This is a genomic window from Prevotella sp. oral taxon 317 str. F0108, assembly GCF_000162415.1.
GTDB lineage: Bacteria > Bacteroidota > Bacteroidia > Bacteroidales > Bacteroidaceae > Prevotella > Prevotella conceptionensis.
The window spans coordinates 1,433,830-1,451,107 of the sequence record NZ_GG740072.1 but is presented as its reverse complement, the minus strand read 5'-3'; the positions used below and the strand labels follow the sequence as shown (position 1 = coordinate 1,451,107).

The 17,278-nt window shown below is 47.7% G+C and carries 14 protein-coding genes; 3 read left to right on the top strand and 11 right to left on the bottom strand.

From position 1 onward, the window contains the following. Nucleotides 1-133 precede the first annotated feature (133 nt). The 7 genes from recR to dnaN all read right to left on the bottom strand — a co-directional run bounded on the left by recR (nt 134) and on the right by dnaN (nt 8,699). On the bottom strand, nt 134-748 hold the full coding sequence (gene recR / locus HMPREF0670_RS05530) for a recombination mediator RecR (protein WP_009230178.1): 615 nt from the start codon (nt 746-748) through the stop codon (nt 134-136). Nucleotides 749-905: 157 nt separating this feature from the next. Further along, entirely contained in the window at nt 906-2,558 is a 1,653-nt protein-coding gene (locus tag HMPREF0670_RS05525) for a trypsin-like peptidase domain-containing protein (protein WP_009230177.1), read from the bottom strand. A gap of 20 nt (nt 2,559-2,578) precedes the next feature. Then, complete coding sequence (gene recN / locus HMPREF0670_RS05520; protein ID WP_009230176.1) at nt 2,579-4,240, bottom strand: DNA repair protein RecN; 1,662 nt, start codon at nt 4,238-4,240, stop codon at nt 2,579-2,581. Between the two features lies 1 nt (nt 4,241). Beyond that, nucleotides 4,242-5,147 carry a DUF4835 family protein gene (locus HMPREF0670_RS05515; protein ID WP_009230175.1) on the bottom strand — a complete coding sequence of 302 codons (906 nt, stop codon included), beginning with the start codon at nt 5,145-5,147 and terminating at the stop codon, nt 4,242-4,244. Between the two features lie 213 nt (nt 5,148-5,360). Then, complete coding sequence (coaBC, locus tag HMPREF0670_RS05510) at nt 5,361-6,584, bottom strand: bifunctional phosphopantothenoylcysteine decarboxylase/phosphopantothenate--cysteine ligase CoaBC (RefSeq protein ID WP_009230174.1); 1,224 nt, start codon at nt 6,582-6,584, stop codon at nt 5,361-5,363. Between the two features lie 33 nt (nt 6,585-6,617). Further along, complete coding sequence (locus tag HMPREF0670_RS05505) at nt 6,618-7,472, bottom strand: 3'-5' exonuclease (RefSeq protein ID WP_009230173.1); 855 nt, start codon at nt 7,470-7,472, stop codon at nt 6,618-6,620. Nucleotides 7,473-7,571: 99 nt separating this feature from the next. Continuing rightward, entirely contained in the window at nt 7,572-8,699 is a 1,128-nt protein-coding gene (dnaN, locus tag HMPREF0670_RS05500) for a DNA polymerase III subunit beta (RefSeq protein WP_009230172.1), read from the bottom strand. Between the two features lie 250 nt (nt 8,700-8,949). Here dnaN and HMPREF0670_RS05495 point away from each other — a divergent pair, with 250 nt between their 5' ends. The 3 genes from HMPREF0670_RS05495 to HMPREF0670_RS05485 all read left to right on the top strand — a co-directional run bounded on the left by HMPREF0670_RS05495 (nt 8,950) and on the right by HMPREF0670_RS05485 (nt 11,700). Continuing rightward, complete coding sequence (locus HMPREF0670_RS05495; protein ID WP_019186994.1) at nt 8,950-9,372, top strand: DUF3127 domain-containing protein; 423 nt, start codon at nt 8,950-8,952, stop codon at nt 9,370-9,372. 401 nt (nt 9,373-9,773) lie between these two features. Further along, nucleotides 9,774-10,616 (top strand): prolipoprotein diacylglyceryl transferase, encoded by an 843-nt coding sequence (lgt, locus tag HMPREF0670_RS05490; protein WP_009230170.1) that lies wholly within the window; start codon nt 9,774-9,776, stop codon nt 10,614-10,616. 490 nt (nt 10,617-11,106) lie between these two features. Then, a complete protein-coding gene (locus HMPREF0670_RS05485; RefSeq protein ID WP_009230169.1) occupies nt 11,107-11,700 on the top strand; it encodes an RNA polymerase sigma factor in 594 nt (197 codons plus the stop codon). 256 nt (nt 11,701-11,956) lie between these two features. Here the strand turns inward: HMPREF0670_RS05485 and nrdG are convergent, their stop codons facing one another. The 4 genes from nrdG to HMPREF0670_RS05465 all read right to left on the bottom strand — a co-directional run bounded on the left by nrdG (nt 11,957) and on the right by HMPREF0670_RS05465 (nt 17,023). After that, a complete protein-coding gene (gene nrdG, locus HMPREF0670_RS05480) occupies nt 11,957-12,463 on the bottom strand; it encodes an anaerobic ribonucleoside-triphosphate reductase activating protein (protein WP_009230168.1) in 507 nt (168 codons plus the stop codon). Between the two features lie 126 nt (nt 12,464-12,589). Continuing rightward, nucleotides 12,590-14,803, bottom strand: a complete 2,214-nt coding sequence (locus HMPREF0670_RS05475; RefSeq protein ID WP_009230167.1) for an anaerobic ribonucleoside triphosphate reductase — start codon at nt 14,801-14,803, stop codon at nt 12,590-12,592. 1,437 nt (nt 14,804-16,240) lie between these two features. Continuing rightward, a complete protein-coding gene (locus HMPREF0670_RS05470; RefSeq protein ID WP_009230166.1) occupies nt 16,241-16,654 on the bottom strand; it encodes a hypothetical protein in 414 nt (137 codons plus the stop codon). Nucleotides 16,655-16,660: 6 nt separating this feature from the next. Further along, on the bottom strand, nt 16,661-17,023 hold the full coding sequence (locus HMPREF0670_RS05465; RefSeq protein ID WP_044077742.1) for a hypothetical protein: 363 nt from the start codon (nt 17,021-17,023) through the stop codon (nt 16,661-16,663). Nucleotides 17,024-17,278 lie beyond the last annotated feature (255 nt).

Sequence of the window (17,278 nt, the reverse complement as noted above, 5' to 3'; positions counted from 1 at the left end):
GAACTCATAAACTTATGAACTTAAAGACTCATAAACTTACAAACTTATGAACTTAAATAATCATAAGCTCACGAGCATACAAACTTACAAACTCACGAACTCAGAAACTTACAAACTCAGAAACTTAAAGCTTTTATGTTTCTCCTATTGATGTTCTGTTGATGATAGAGCGGCCAAGCGTCACCTCATCAGTATATTCTATCTCGTCGCCCACTGAGATGCCACGGGCAATAACGCTCGTCTTCACCTTGTAAGGGGCAATCTTTCGCGAGATATAATAGTTGGTGGTGTCACCCTCCATCGTGCTGCTCAGTGCCAATATCACTTCGTTCACCCCGCCTTTTGCCACACGTTCAACCAAGGAATTAATCTCAATGTCGTTCGGTCCCACGCCATCCATAGGCGAAATAACACCTCCCAGCACATGATATAGGCCGTTGTATTGCTGCGTATTCTCAATGGCCATCACGTCTTGGATGTTTTCCACCACACAAATGGTGGCTGCATCGCGGCGCGGATTGGCGCAGATGGCACACGTTTCGGTGTCGCTGATGTTGTGGCAAAGCTGACAATACTTAATGTCTTTACGCACTTTGAGGATGGATGAGGAAAAATTCTCCACGTCCTCAACGCGTGTTTTCAGCAGATGCAGCACCAACCGAAGGGCTGTTTTGCGGCCAATACCTGGTAGCCTACTAAATTCGGCCACCGCTTTTTCTAAGAGGGCTGAGGGATATTGTTGTTCCATTATGCGATGAATGACTGCAACTGATGCAGCCCAAGGGTTGTTCGTTGGGTGCGAAAGGGCGTAAGGCAAGGCGTTCTTCGTGCGGATGCACATTGGCAAGAAAACCCATTAGGCTACTGCCTGTTGGGATTTTACCCGCCCCAAGCCACGTTCGTTTCTACTTATACTTCTTTATCAGGTCGTCGGCCCGTGTGTCGCCCAGCTCCTTTGCCTTGTTCAATGCAGCCAGACCTTCGTTTTTTTTGTTGTCGTTTACCAAGGCCAAGCCCTTAATGAGGTAAAGGTCGGGATAATTGGGAGCAATGCGCAAGCCCAAGTCGGCCGTAACAACGGCGTCTTCTTTTTGGTTAACGCGCAACTGCAATTGGGCTAACTCGGCATAGTAGGTGGGCTCTGCGCGATTAAGCACAATGGCGTGGGCAAAGTCGTTGAGCGCCTGTTGGAACTGGCGCAACTGCACTTCGCACAGTGCACGCGTATAATAGAAGTCGTGCGAGGCACGCCCCAACATCAAGCTATCATAGCGATTATAGTCGGCCATTGCCTTCTTGTATTGCTGTGCGCCATGCAAAGCCGTGCCGCGAGCCAACACGTAAGGTGCAGAAAGGTTGGCATCTTGCGCTGTTACGGCACTGTCGAGCAAGGTTAAAATCTCCGCGAAGGGTGCTTTTAGCTGTTGTTTGCACTGCGCTGCCTCGTAAAACAGTTCGCCATTGCGAAGGTTGGTCTTCGTCAAAGCCATAAACTGCTCGTAAGCCTTGGCGTATTCGCCCTTGAAATAGACGATTTGTGCCTCCAAATGTTTGTACAAAGGCAATGGATTAAGGGCGTAGGCCTTGTTCGTTTCGGCCAATGCAAGGTCTAAGTTCCATTGCGGATAAGGCATGTTGGCCTGCTTAATCTCCTTCTGATAGATAAGTTTGGCCAGGTTATAATGTGCCTCGTCTTTCTTGTCGGCCATGCTTAAAGCCGTCTGCATGGTGGAGTTGGCCTTACCAAAGTCGTTTTGGGCGAGGTAAAACTCGGCCTTCGAGACATAGCCTTCAACCGACTTAGGGAACTTATGAATAAAGTCTTCTACATAGCGTAGATAGCGCGAAGGCGACGTCTGCCCTGCCTCGAGCATCAGCATAAGTAAGGCTTGGTCTTGCTTATCGGGCAAGGCCATACGTATGGTGGTTTGCTTTAAGATAGGTTCGTTTACCGACAAGCCCGTGGTTTTAAAGGTTTCGGCAAAGCGAACATCAACGGAATTGTAGTCGCCGCTGAGCTTTGAGTGCTGCAACAAGCCCATAACCTCGCCTTTTTCGTTGGTTACAGGACAGCCTACGTGTATATTTTCGGGTTGTCCGTCATACTGATAGAAGTAACAATCGGTCATAAACGGCTCGGCCTTCTTCACTTTCAATGCGCTTGTTTGCGCTCTTCCTGTGGAATACTGCACAAGCCAAGCACGCGCCCCCACAGCCATTTGGGTTTTAGCGGCTGGTGCGGGCGTGGTAATGGCGTTAACCTTAAACTTACAAAGGTCGTAAACCTCGCTTGCACCATATATTACATCTACGGTGTGCTTATTGCCATTGGCATCTATCACAATGGCACTGTCGGCCCCAACAAAGGGTGCCCATGTGCTCACGGCCTCGCCATTAGTCCCCACAAACACACCCCTACCTGAGGCAAGGAGACTTCCGTCTTTCTTAAATGTGGTGAGACTGAACACCGATTTCAAAACTTTCTGCACATTAGCCGACTGTGCTTGTGCACCGAGGGCAAAGCATGTGAAAAGCAAGGATAAGAAAACTGATTTCATATATTACTGTTTCTGTATTTTTATTGTATGCCAAGCAGTGTCTTGGCGTTGTCTATGGCCGCGGACGATACGTCGCTACCGCTCAACATCTTGGCTATTTCGCCAACGCGTTCGCTTGGGTTGAGCAGGCTCATGTGGCTCACCGTGCCTTGGTCGGTCTCTTCTTTCGACACCATATAATGGGTTGTACCCAGCGCGGCAATCTGCGGTAAGTGGGTAATGGCAATCACCTGCCTATCTGTCTTGCCCATGTCGGCCATGATATTGGCCATCTTTTCGGCCACTCTTCCACTAACGCCTGTGTCTATTTCGTCGAAGATAATGGTGGGCAACTTAACCGCATTGCTTATCATCGCCTTCAACGAGAGCATCACACGGGCCACTTCTCCACCCGATGCCACCTGACTTACGGGCTGTAAAGCCGTGTTGGTGTTGGCACTAAACAAGAAAGAAACCTTGTCGCAGCCGTTGGGCGACAGATCTTTGGCACTCAACGCTATTTTGAACTGCACCTTGGGGATGCCCAATTCCATCAGCATAGACTGCAATTGCTGCTCAATCTGCTGCGCCTTTTCTTGACGAATGGCGGTCAGTTTCGCAGCTTTCTCGGTGCAAATGGCCAACATCTGCTCCTTCTTCTTGCGCATTTCTTCCAAGTCGGCGTCGCCGTTGTCGATGTGTTGCAGCTGTTGCTTTATGTCGTTATGCATGGCGATAAGTTCGGCCACGCTATCTAGTCGGTATTTCTTTTCAAGCGAATAGATGATGTTCAGCCGTTGTATTATCTCGTCAAGGCGTTGCGGGTCGAAGTCTACGTCCTCTACCTGCGAACCCAAATCTTGGGCAATGTCTTTCAACTCGATATAACAGTTATCTAATCGTTCGGCCAATTCTCTTACATTGGGATATATGTCTTCAATGTCGTGCAGTTTGCCAACATAGGTATGCAAGTTTCCAAGTATGCTATCGCTTTCGCCATTAATACCTTCGACAGCTTGATAAAGTGCCGCCTTAATGTCTTCAGCATGCGACATTATTTCCGACTCTTGCTCCAAACTTTCCTGCTGACCGTCTTCTAGCTTGGCCTCTTCCAACTCGGCGTGTTGAAAACGCAGGTAGTCTTCGCGCTCTTTGTTGCCACTGATAAGTTCTTCCAGCTGTCGTAGTTCTTTCTCGGCCGCCTTATACTTATCGTAAGCCTCGGCGTACTCGGCCAGTTGGGCGGAGTTTTGGGCGATGAGGTCGATAACGTTGAGCTGAAAATCTTCCTTATTGAGCAACAGATTTTGGTGCTGACTGTGAATGTCGATGAGGCGTTCGCCCAACTCTTTGACCAACGCTAGTGGCGCAGGAGCATCGTTAATGAAGGCGCGACTCTTACCCGAAACGTTTATCTCGCGGCGAATGATGCAGTCGTTGGCGTCATAGTCTAGGTCGTTCTGCTCAAAAAAAGACTCTAACCCATAGTGGGCGATGTTGAAATGCGCCTCAACGGTGCACTTCTCGGCTCCGTGCTTAATGCTTTTCACGTCGGCTCGCTGCCCCATAACCAGTCCAAGTGCACCAAGTATGATGCTCTTTCCTGCTCCCGTTTCGCCCGTTATCACCGAAAATCCCGAACGAAAGTCCATGTCCAGCTCGTCGATAAGTGCGAAATTCTTAATATATAGTTGTGTTAGCATGTCATTCTTTTATTTTTTCCCAAGCGTTGTTTTGGCTTGCATTGATTTTAAACAGCAGGTCGTACACGGCTTGTTTCTCTTTTTGTGTGCCTTTTCCTTGGTAAACCTGCACCAGTTCGTCTCGCTTATAGTCGGTCCATATCTGCGGCAACATGCTCAATGGCTTGTTTTCCTTGCTACGTTTCAGCCCCTCTTCCAGTGCTGTGGTGATGTTTACCCTGCCTCGTTCGGCGTTGTTCACCATCTCGTCTAGCCCCTTTCGGTAATAATCGTACTGCAATTGGCGGAAGGGTTGCATGGCTCCATCGAGATAATCGTTGATGATGGCGAAACGATTTCGGTCGTTGTCGAACGACTTCCAACCAGCAAACGGAAGGGTTTGAGCATTATTCACAAGGGTCATGCAACGTTGAAGTACGTCTTCGCCGCCCATAGGCGCAAAGCTATCAAGGTCTAACCCGATGATGAGATAGGCATAATAGGCCAACAGAGCGGTAAGTTGGTTGGAAAGGTTGTCTTCGTTTAACTCCAATTGGTCGAACTGCGAGTAGTCGAAATTGAAGTCGTTGTCGGTATTGTTGTAAAGAACCGAAGAATAAGAGGCATTGAACACGGGGCGGTTGGCCTGTATCAAAGCCTTACACGAGAAACGATTGGCCTCGCGGTCGTATTGCTGTATGGTGATGTTGAAGTTGCAGACAATACGTTCGTTATCCCTAAACTGCAAGTGGGTCCATTGTCGGTTGTTCACAAATTGTTCGATGGCTTGTTGCAAGTTGTCGAACACAGCCGTCTCGGTGGTTTGCACCTGACTGGCGTTCACGGTGACTTTCGCTCGCAACTCTTGTGCGAACGCGCCACGGCAAACCATCAGTAAGCCCAACAAAAACGCAATTTTTATCTTCATTTGCAGATACACCTTATTATATATAGGAGGAGTTAAGGAGTTAAGGAGTTATGGAGTTAAGCCAAATGTATAGGTGGCGTTAGGGTAATAGGACAGGTCAGACTTGTCAGACCAGTCTGACCAGTCTGACTGGTCCGAAAGCTAGTGACAGAATGGCAAAGACACTAGGCATACCTCTCCCCTTAGAGAGGGGTTGGGGGTGAGGCTTTACTCTCAACATTTCATCCTTTCGCACAAATACTCAACAATATCTTTGGCCACTTCTGACTTCGATTTAAAGCCGAACTGCCTTTTCTCGGTAGCCGAAATGATGCTTACCATATTGTTGTCTGTTCCAAAACAAGTGCCCTCGTTGCGCAAAGAGTTCAGCACAATGAAGTCTAAGTTCTTGCTTTCGAGTTTCTTTTGCGCATTCGTTTCCTCGTTATTGGTTTCCAAGGCAAAGCCAACCAGCACCTGATTTCCTTTTTTCACCCTACCCAATGCCGCGGCTATGTCGTGCGTAGCGGCAAGTTTTAAGGTAAGTCCATCGCCTTCGCGCTTTATCTTTTGTGCAGCAACGGCAGCAGGTTTAAAGTCGGCCACGGCAGCACACAATATTGCGGCATCGGCATGGGCAAACTCGGCTACACAAGCGGCGTGCATCTCGTCGGCACTTTCCACGTCGATGCGCCTAATGGTAGCAGAAGATTGCAAGCTTACAGGCCCAGCAACAAGTACCACATCGGCACCTCTTCGGCTACATTCTTCGGCTAAGGCAAAACCCATCTTTCCCGAAGAGTAGTTGCCGATAAAGCGAACGGGGTCTATCTTCTCGTAAGTTGGACCGGCCGTAATCAGCACTTTCTTGCCAGCCAGCTGCCTTTGGACTACACAAGTACGGCCGTTATCCTCGCCTTCAAAATACTTTTCAAGCGTGGCCACGATGCTTTCGGGCTCTTCCATACGTCCTTTTCCTTCCAACCCACTGGCCAAAAAGCCAGCTTGCGGCTCGATAATGATGTTGCCCACCTGCCTAAGCCGGTCTATATTGGCCTGCGTTGAGGGGTGAGCATACATGTCCAAATCCATCGCAGGCGCAACAAACACAGGCGCTTTCATCGAGAGATAGGTTGTGATAAGCATGTTATCAGCAATGCCGTGAGCCATCTTGCCCAACGAACAGGCCGTGCATGGCGCAATAAGCATGGCATCGGCCCAGATACCTAGGTCGACATGCGAGTGCCATGTGCCGTCGGTCGCTGCGAAAAACTCGCTCACTACGGGTTTCCCACTCAGTGCAGAGAGCGTAACGGGCGTGATAAACTGCTTGCCAGCCTCGGTTATCACCACCTGCACTTCGGCTCCTTGCCTCACCAACAGGCGCAGAATAAGGCAGGCTTTATAGGCGGCTATGCTACCCGTTATGCCTAATACGATTTTCTTTCCTTTCAACATGTGTCGCAGAGACTTAAAAAAGGCAAGCCGACATCAACGTCCGCCAAAGCCCTTTAACCTAATACGCGTAAGAACTTGCTTGGTGTTGTTGGTGAAATCGGCCTGTAACATCCAGTTATAATAGCCGGGATCGCGCTGCAACACCTCGTCAACGGCACTACCCTTGTACTTACCGAAGTTAAAGTATTCTTTCTTTATCACCTGTCCCTTGCTGTCCAGCACCTCGTTTCCCTTGCCATCGAGCACAGGTCGCCACACTATTCGGCCGGCGAAGTCAACGTTATCGTTGTTCTTTGAAAACTCGGCAAGGTAGTCCATGTCGTTAGGCAAAACACGTTCGGGCTCTTCTTGGTTGGCCTCCGAGTACCTTTCTAGTTCGCCCAACAGCACACGATAAGTGGCTTCTGCGTCTTGGTCGGCGCGATGAGCCTCAAAATCGTCTTCCATCTTTCTACCACAATAAAACTTGTAGGCAGCAGCAAGGTTGCGTTTCTCCATCTTGTGGAAGATGGTCTGCGCGTCGATGAGCCGTGCAGAAGAGAAATCGAAGTCTATTTCGGCACGCAAAAACTCCTCGGCAAGCATGGGAATGTCGAAATGGTTGGAGTTAAAGCCTGCGAAGTCGCAGCCTTTGAACACCTCGTTAAGGCGAGGTGCAAGCTCTTCGAATGTGGGAGCATCCTCCACCAAGTCGGTTGTGATGCCCGTTAACTCGCTCACCTCGTCGGGAATAGGCCTTTGGGGATAAACCAAGAGGTTCTCTCGCTCTTCCTTTCCGTCGGGATAAATCTTGATATACGATATTTGTATGATGCGGTCGTTGACCAAGTCCAGCCCTGTTGTTTCCAAGTCGAAGACAACAAGCGGACGGGTTAGGTTCAGTTTCATTTACACTGTTACGGAGTTAGTTTGTCAATGGCGGCGCGGCAGGGCAGCAAAAGCAAGTTGCACGCCCCCTGCCCACCACATGGTTACGCGCTATTGGCATCAGTTGTCGTTGAGCATCATAGGCATGATGAGCATCAGCACCTCTTCGTTCTCTGGCTGAACAGCAGGCAATACCAATGCGGCCTTGCTGGGATCGGCAAGTTGTACCACCACGTCGTCGCTGTCTAGGTTGTTAAGCACGTCGCCCAACACACTGCCTTTAAAGCCTATGTTCATGGGAATGCCCACGTAATCGCACACCATACTTTCTTTGGCACTGGTGGCGAAGTCGATGTCTTCAGACGAAAGTTCAATCAATCCCTGTTCTATGTGCAGGCGAATGAGCTGGCTGCTCTCGCTGGCGAAAGGCAAAACGCGGCGTAACACGCTCACCAACCCCTTGCGGTCGAGGGTTATTTGGTTGGGATTGTCTTTCGGTATAACCGATTCGTAGTTGGGATAGTTGCCCTCTACCAGTCTACACGACAGCATTCCGTTGGGGAAATGCACTTCTGCATTGCGGTCGTCGAACTTAATTTCCACCATAGTGGCATCTTTCGTGAGGATGTTTCGCAGCAGCGATGCAGGTTTTTTGGCCAACACAAAAGAGCGTTTCACGTCTGAACGGATGGCGTTGTTCTTGTTTTTCACCAGCTTATGCCCGTCGGTTGCAACGATGGCCAGCCCATCTTCCTTCAAATCGAAGTAAATTCCGTTCATGATGGGGCGCAATTCGTCTTGCCCCGTGGCGAAAATCGAACGCACAATGCTATTGAGCAGCACAGCCGACTCCATCTGTATGCTTGCCGCATCGGCAGCCAACTCCTTGTTGCGAGGATATTCTTCGGCCGTCTGAGCCGTGAAGTTGTACACGCCGTTCTGGTAAGTTATCTGCACAGCCATAGTCTCCAAGTTGATGTCGAAGTGCAAAGGCTGGTCGGGCAGTTCGCGAGTTGCGTCTAGAATGGTACGACTAGGCACGGTAAAGCGGCCGTTGCTGTCGCTTTCGTCTAGTTTCAACGCGGCCTTCATCGTTGTTTCGCTGTCGCTAGTGGTAAGTGTCAGCACGCCGTCAACCACCTCAAAAAGAAAGTTATTGAGAATAGGTATGGACGGTTTCGCGCTTAGCGTCTTGGCCAAGTTTTGCAATTTGCTACTTAATGCCGAACTTGAGATTGAAAATTTCATCAGTATTTATCGTTATTTTAATTATGGCACGGTTACACTCCACCGCACAAGACAATGTTAAATTGCCCTGCACAACATGAAGTTTATAAGTACAAAAATACTAAAATCGCGCTTATTAGCAAAAAAAAAGATTGAAAAGTTTAGTTTTCAGAACTAAATTACTATCTTCGCACTACAAAAACGGGCCATCGGTCCCCGTTTCGTGTGAAAGCAACTCATATTACACATTAAACATATAAGGACATATACAATGGACATACAAGGTAAAGTCATTGCTGTACTCCCCGAAAAAACGGGAGTTTCTGCCAAAGGAGAATGGAAGGTGCAAGAATACGTCATTGAAACACACGAGGCTTATCCCCACAAGATGGTTTTCTCGGTGTTTGGTGCCGATAGAATTGCGCGTTTCAACGTGCAAGTGGGACAAGAGGTGATGGTGTCTTTCGACATCGACGCTCACGAATATCAAGGACGCTGGTTTAACAGCATCCGTGCCTACGACGTTCGTTTGGTAGACCCTGCACAATTCGGTGTGCCTGCCGCCGCGCCACAAGCTACGCAAGCTGCACCAGCAGGTTTCCCGCCACAACAGGCTGCAAGTGCTGCGCCTGCTGGTTTCCCACCAGCGCAAGACGCACCCGCAGAAGACAGTTCAGACGACCTGCCGTTCTAACGAACGCGCTACATGAAATAGCAAAACACGCCCTCATGCAGTTGTAAACGACGTGGGGGCGTTCGTACTTTTAGAGGTTATGAGTTTTTAAGTTTGTGAGGTTATAAGTTTATGAGGTTTTAAGCTTGTGAGGTTTTGAGCTTGCGAGTTCATAATCTGTTTGAGTTTGTAGACAATGAACAAACCAACAAACCCTCAAAACAATAAGTGCAAAGATTTAGTTTTTACGTTTCTAAGCTTATAAGTTTTTGAACTTGTACGCAACCAACAAACTAATAATCCCTCGAAACAATGAACGCAAGAAGAGTATAAAGACCAAGAAACGGCAATCTTAAAATACCAAAAGCTCATAATTTCTAAGCTAACGTCCATAGAACCCCACAACCTCAAAATTCAAAGACATGAACTACATCCACTGGAATCCGCCTACGGATATTATCAACCTAGGCTTTTTTGCCATACGATGGTATGGTATGCTTTGGGGTATCGGCCTTATCGGTGCCACTTATATCGTGGCGCGACTCTTCAAAGAATACAAAATAGCCGACTGCAAGTTTGCATCACTCTTTGTTTACGTTTTCTTCGGGGTGCTATTGGGGGCACGTTTGGGACATTGCCTGTTTTACGAACCTGCCTATTTCTTCGGAAGTTTCAAGCATTTCGTTGAGATGCTCCTCCCCATTCGGTTTCTTTCCGAGGGCGGATGGCGGTACACGGGCTACGCAGGACTAGCCTCTCATGGAGGTGTTATAGGACTTCTCATCGCATTATACCTGTATTGCCGGCAAATGAAGATGGAATACCTGTTTGTGTTAGACTGCATAGGCTTTGCCGCCCCATTCACAGCAATGGCCATTAGGCTTGGAAACCTAATGAATTCGGAGATTATCGGCAAAACAACAGACGTGCCTTGGGCTTTTGTTTTCACTCGTGTAGACCCACTTCCACGCCATCCTGCACAACTATACGAGGCCATTTTCTATGCCATTGTTTTTTGTTTAGGCGTGTTGCTCTACAAAAAACGCAAAGAAAAAACAACCATCGGCTCTGGCTTTTTCTTTGGCTACTGCCTAACACTTGTATTTACTTTCCGTTTCTTTGTTGAGTTTATCAAAGAGGTACAGGTAGATTTCGAGCATCATTTAGTGCTCGACATGGGCCAAATCCTATCCTTACCACTCGTTGCAATAGGCTTATATTTTATGTGGAAATCAAAGAACAAGCTTGCAAACAAACACAAGTAAGCCACTGCTTTCTCCAAAAAGCATAGCAAACATATCCTACTTATATCCTTAAAACATCCGTTGGCAACCCTTTGAAAAGCCTATTGCAAGGGGTTTAGTGCTATCGTGTTAGATTTCTCATGGTTATCCTCTCGTTGTGACTCACGAAAGCCCAACAAGACCCGAAACCCATACAGAGGTTACAATGGTAGCAGACACCTTTAAACCGGCAGCTCGTGTCGTATCTAAAATAGCCAAGCTTTCAAAATTATTACAGCAAGACTTTCCTGTGCTGTTGCTCAAATGCTTGCGTGCCAACGGTTGTTCTGTTTTTCAGTAAAGCGCTGTTTGGTTCACCTTTCTTCGCTTGAATAGGGCGATTTACGTTAAAACATTTGGTAAAGACCGCAAAAATACATAACTTTGCAAAGGATTTTTAACGCTAGAAATACAATAACTAAAAAGTAGAGCCTATCGACAGAAGTGTACTCCATATCAAAACCATTAGAAAATGATTAAGATTAGCGAAATGACCGACGAAGAATTGGCCATGTCTTACGTCAATGGGAACAACAAAGCTTTCGACTTGTTGCTTGAACGCAACCAATCGAGGCTGTTTTCTTATATCTTGTTCATTGTACACGACAGGAGTATGGCGGAGGATTTGTTCCAAGAAACGTTCGTTAAAATCATCTCCAAACTTCACGAAGGCAAGTACAGTTCTAGCGGAAAGTTCGTTTCCTGGATGCTGCGCATTGCGCATAATGCGGTGATGGACTGGTACAGGCGCCAGAAGAACGAGAAAACGATGGAGGTTTACAATGAAAACGACCTCTATGGCGATTCGACTAGCGTTCTCGACGCGAATATTGAGAACCACTTTGTTAAGGAACAGGTGCTGCGCGATGTGCAACGCATGATGAATCTCTTGCCAATTACCCAGCGAGAGGTTGTGTTTATGCGTTTCTACCAAAACTTGTCGTTCAAAGAGATAGCCGAACTCACCAATGTGAGCATCAATACGGCCTTGGGCCGCATGCGCTATGCGGTGATGAACATGCGCCGAATGGCCGCCGCCAATGGTGTTGCACTGCAATTAGATTAAAAAACAAGCTGTGGCAAACGCATCTGTGGCTGCCTTTTGCAGCAGGCACGTGTGCCAACGCCCATGACATAAAAGCGCTAGGCGGCAAACAACATGTGCCCCAACATCGTTCGAGGGGCCTTGAAAGCCCCTTGTTGATAGGGGTGCTTTTCTCAATGCGATGGCGTTTTCCCCAACATAATAAAGGTTCCGTTTCGAATTGTTCGAAACGGAACCTTTATCATTTAGCGTTTAGCACAACGTTTTTCCCCTTCTGTTACCCTTGCCAAAGAGCCACTTTGCCCCGTGCCAGAGATGTTTGCACGTCAATAAGCCGCTGGTTGGAGCTGCCACGAAAGCGCAATCCCACATCGCGGAGTGAGCGAACAAATGGCCCGTCTACAAGAACATCAAGCTGTTCGAGCAAAGCACGCCTGCCTTTGTCTTTAAGTAAGGCCTCGAAAGTAAAGCCCGTGTAGCACCAAATGTCTTTCTTCGTCTGTCGTTTTATCTCTTTGGCCAATGCCGTAAACGCCTCTGCTTGCAGCATTGGGTCGCCGCCGCTGAACGTAACATTGGCAAACGGGTCGGCCTTAATCACCTGCATGATGCGCCCGATGTTCATTTCTTCGCCGCCATCCCTGTTCCACGATTGTGGGTTATGGCAGCCTTCGCACGCGTGAGTGCACCCTGCACAATATATGCAGGTTCTAAATCCGGGGCCGTCTACGGTGGTGTCTTCAATAATAGACAGCACGCGCAATGTATATTTGTTGTTAGCCATCATCGTGTTGTGCTTATGTGTACCCTATTTCGAAAGCGATGCGCCCTATCAAGCGCCACTTCGATGTTTGTTTGCAAAGCATGTTCTGCCTTGCAAACTGCTGCCACGCTCGTTTTATTGCGTGCCTCATTCCGTTTCGTGTAACACCCTGTCTTTCAACTCGGCCAACTTACCGCTGTTCCACCTGTCTGTTGTTCCAACAAGATAACCCGTAATGCGTTGCAACCTGTCTAAGTGCTTGCTGCCGCATTGCGGGCAAACCTCCAAGTTGGCCTCAGCATTTTCAAATCCGCAGTCCAAACAACGGTTGCGGTTATGGTTTACGCTGCCATAGCCCATGTTGTAGTGATCCATCATGTCTACCACGTTCATGATAGCTTGCGGATTGTGTGTGGCATCGCCATCCATCTCTACATAGAAGATGTGTCCAGCCCTCGTCATCTCGTGATAAGGAGCCTCCACCTCGGCCTTATGGCGTGCGCTACACTTGTAATATACAGGCACGTGGTTCGAGTTGGTGTAATAGTCGCGGTCGGTAATGCCTTCCAATACGCCAAACTTCTTGCGGTCTACCTTGGTAAACTTGCCCGATAAACCTTCGGCAGGCGTTGCCAGCAAGCTGAAATTGTGGTGATACTTCTCCGAAAACTCGTTGCAACGACACCGCATGTAGTCTACAATGCGCAACCCCAGCTGCTGTGCCTCGTCACTTTCGCCGTGATGCACGCCAAGTAAGGCTTTAAGACATTCTGCCAAACCGATAAAGCCGATGCTTAAAGTGCCTTGGTTGATAACCTTTTCTATGGTGTCGTTGGGCGAAAGATTTTCTGCGCCTGTCCAAAGGCTACGCATCAGCAAGGGGAATTGCTTGGCCATAGCCGTCTTTTGGAAGTCGTAGCGTTCGTTAAGCTGCCTTGCGGCCACGTCGAGCATGTTGTCTAGCTTGGCAAAGAAACTGTTTATGCGCGCATCCTTGTCGGCAATGTCCATACACTCGATGGCCAATCGCACAATGTTGATGGTAGAGAACGACAGGTTGCCTCTTCCCACCGAGGTCTTCATGCCGTACTTGTTCTCAAAAACGCGTGTTCGGCAGCCCATCGTAGCCACTTCGTGCATGTAACGCTTAGGGTCGTCGGCCTTCCATGACTCGCTTTGGTTGAAGGTGGCGTCTAAGTTGAGGAAGTTAGGGAAGAAGCGTCGTGCCGTAACCTTGCATGCCAGACAATAAAGATCGTAGTTGGGGTCGGAAGGCAGATAGTTTACGCCGCGTTTTTTCTTCCATATCTGTATGGGGAAGATGGCTGTTTCGCCGTTTCCAACGCCGTCGTAGGTGCTGTTCAGCAATTCGCGGATAACGCAACGGCCCTCTGCCGAAGTGTCGGTACCATAGTTAATCGACGAGAATACCACTTGGTTTCCACCGCGCGAGTGGATGGTATTCATGTTGTGAATGAAGGCCTCCATAGCTTGGTGCACGCGGGCCACGGTCTTATTGACGGCATGTTGCACGATGCGCGCTTCGCCTTCAAGCCCGTCGAGCGGCTTTTTCAGATAGTCGTTAATCTCCTTATTATATATATGCGCATAGTTTTCGCCCGTAAGCTCCTCCAAGGCCTTGACCTCTTCTACGAAACTGGCACGAACGTAGGGGGCGAGATAAAAGTCGAAAGCGGGGATAGCCTGTCCGCCGTGCATCTCGTTTTGCGCTGTTTCCAGCGAGATGCAAGCCAACACACTGGCCGTTTCGATACGCTTGGCAGCACGCGACGAGCCGTGTCCGGCCGAGAAACCACGTTCCAAAATGTGGTCCAGCGGGTGCTGACAGCAGGTAAGCGACTTGGTTGGGTAATAGTCCTTGTCGTGTATGTGCAATCTGTTTTGACTTACGGCCTCCCTGCTTTCTTCGCTCAGCAGATAGTCGTCAACGAATGGCTTAGTGGTTTCGCTCGAAAACTTCATCATCATTCCGGCTGGCGTATCAGCGTTCATGTTGGCGTTTTCGCGCGTAATGTCGTTATTTTTCACGTTGATAATCTCCAAAAACACGTCGCGCGTTTTGGCCTTTCTGGCCACGCTGCGTTGGTTTCGATAGGAAATGTAAGCCCTAGCCACATCTTTGCGGCTACTCTTCATCAGTTCCATCTCCACTTGGTTTTGGATGTCTTCCACCGTCATTTGCGGTTTTCCCACAAATCCGATGCGGTCTGCAATCTGCTGAACCAATCTTTCGTCTTCGCCTTTGTCGGTGTGGAGCATCGCTTTGCGTACGGCGGCCATTATCTTTTGCTCGTTAAAGCCCACAATGCGTCCGTCTCTCTTTACAACTGTCTGTATCATTCTCGTGAGGGTGTATTATTAGGTTCGTTATTTTGTTGTTGAATTATTGCTGCAAAGATACTTTAAATATCAATAGGTTGTTCGTTTTGGATAACTTTTAACGCGTTAATATTTGTCAAACGATTGACTATCAGCGTTTTATATTTTTGTTTTGGAAACTTGTTGTGTTTTGTTGTGGTTTTAGTTTCTTGTTTTGAATAACTTTATCTTCTTTTCTTCGTAAATATTAGTCCGTTTTATTGGATTGTGTAAGCCCATTGATAGATAGCTGTTTACAGCGTTGTTGGTATGGCAACTTGTCAACTGATGATGGTGAAATATGGCTGCGACTATTACTTTGTTTGCCCGACTGCTTGTTACTTCATCACCTTGTCAACTGCCCATCTACCCCATGTCACCTTGTCAACCCATCAGTTTTTGTCTGCTTTTTAGTAAGAATTTTAACATTATGACTGCCTTTTTATCCGCCAACCGCCAACCCGACCGCAAAAAATCAATTCTCGCGAAGGATGCTTTTGATGCAAATGGGGGTAGTTTGTGAATGCGGTAAAATGAATTTTTATTTAAAAGAACAGCCATTTGCACCATATTTTGGGCGATTTGCTGCTAAATGCAGTGCAATATGCTGCTAAATGCACTGCGTTTTGGTGCTAAACGCAAGGCATTTTGGTGCAAAACGCAGTGCGTTTTGGTGCAAAACGCAGGGTAAAATGCCGCTAAATGCGCGACAAAAAGTATAGAAATTCCACTGCAATTGTATAAATATAACCCTCTTGAGCCATCAACCACAGGCCTTAAAAGGACAAAATGGGCATTAAAAAGTGGTTTTTTAGTGGCTAAAAGCAGGTTATCGGGCATTAAAGATTACGGGCCTTCAACCAAACTAGAAAGGCTAAATGGTGCAAAATGCAGGTGTTGTTCGCAAAAATGGACTAAAAATAAATTGTGCAAGGCTGAAAAACGTGGTTAATTGCATGCTTTTTCACCCTTTTTCTCCCTAGAAGTAGGTGGTGAACGAAGTGTGTTTTGTAAAGTATGGCGAAAGCTTTTAAGTTTTTAAGTTGTTGAGTTTATGAGTTGGTTCGTTTGCGAGTTCATGAGTTATTAAGTTCGTCAGTTTCTAAGTTGTTGAGTTTATGAGTTGCTTAGTTTGCGAGTTCATGAGTTATTAAGTTCATCTGTTTCTAAGTTGTTGAGTTAATGAGCTGCCTCGTTTGCGAGCTTGTTATAGTAGAAGGTGGTTGGTTTTGGAAGGACATGTTGGTTGGGAGTTTAAGCCTTTGTTTGCTTGAATTAAACCTGACGATAGTGACTGGACTTATGCAACCTAACGCTAATCGAGTCTAAACACAAACGCAAGCCGCGCTCTTTCTCGGAGCATGGCTTGCGTTTCTGGTTGATGTTCACCATCAGTTATGGCTTTGGGGCCGTTAGGTACTATTTCTTGCCTTTAAACAATTGCCTGTGAAACTTGTCTTCGGCTTTAAGAATTTGAAAGACCGTAGTGGCAGGCAACAAGGTCATAAACTTGTTGTGGTAGTCTTTCAGCAACTCTTTCATTTCCAATTCCAGCTTGTCTTGCTGTTTAATGGCCTCGGCAGCCGCCTTGTTGTCGGTGGGGTTAACGTGCTTATAGTGTTTAATTTGTTTGAATATGTTGCGCTGTTTTTTACGCAACTCGCGATAAACAGGGAAGAAAGCCGCGCTTTCGGCTTGCGAGAGCGACACTTCGGCGGTGATGAATTTTTCTAGTTCGGCTTGAAACTGCTCAGGGTCGAACTTGTGTGGCGGATGCGCCACCATGCTTATGGCTGCAAATGCAAACAGTAATGTAAGTAGAGATTTTTTCATTTCAGCTTATATTTCGGAATAATGTACGTATATGTCTTCGTTATCCATCATCGTATAGTCGGCCACAGCATCTTTATCGGCACTGTTTATGATGGTGGCGATGGTGGGATGTGGGGGTACAGGCGTGGTGCCAGACGGCGATTGGGGGGCTGAACCCAAATATACGGCAACTCCAAATATGGCTGCACAAAGGCTTGCCGCCGCAATGTAAATGGGGCGTAGCAGCCGAGGGGTGCGCCGCTTGGGGGCAGCTTGCTCGTTTTGGCCGTCTATTTTTTGCATTACAGCAGGTGGTAGGCTGTCGAAATAACCTTCTGGAACGCTGAAAGGCTGTTGATTGGCATCGGCCGAATGTTCGGTTTGTTCCATGATGGGAGTTGTTTTAAGCATTTATGTCGTGTCCTGAAAACCGCACCAAGCTACAAGTTCGTTGTGTGCAGCCGCTGTTTAATGGCTTTTACGGGCGCTTTTCGCTTGCCTCTTTAAAGGTAAGCGCAACGTGATCTGCTAAAACTCGATAAGCCATCAAAGGTAATTAATAGAAACGCCGACATTGATAAAACGAAAAGACAAGCCAACAAGCTAGAAGACTAGTCTGCATCGGTTGATGCAAACTCCGGCAGG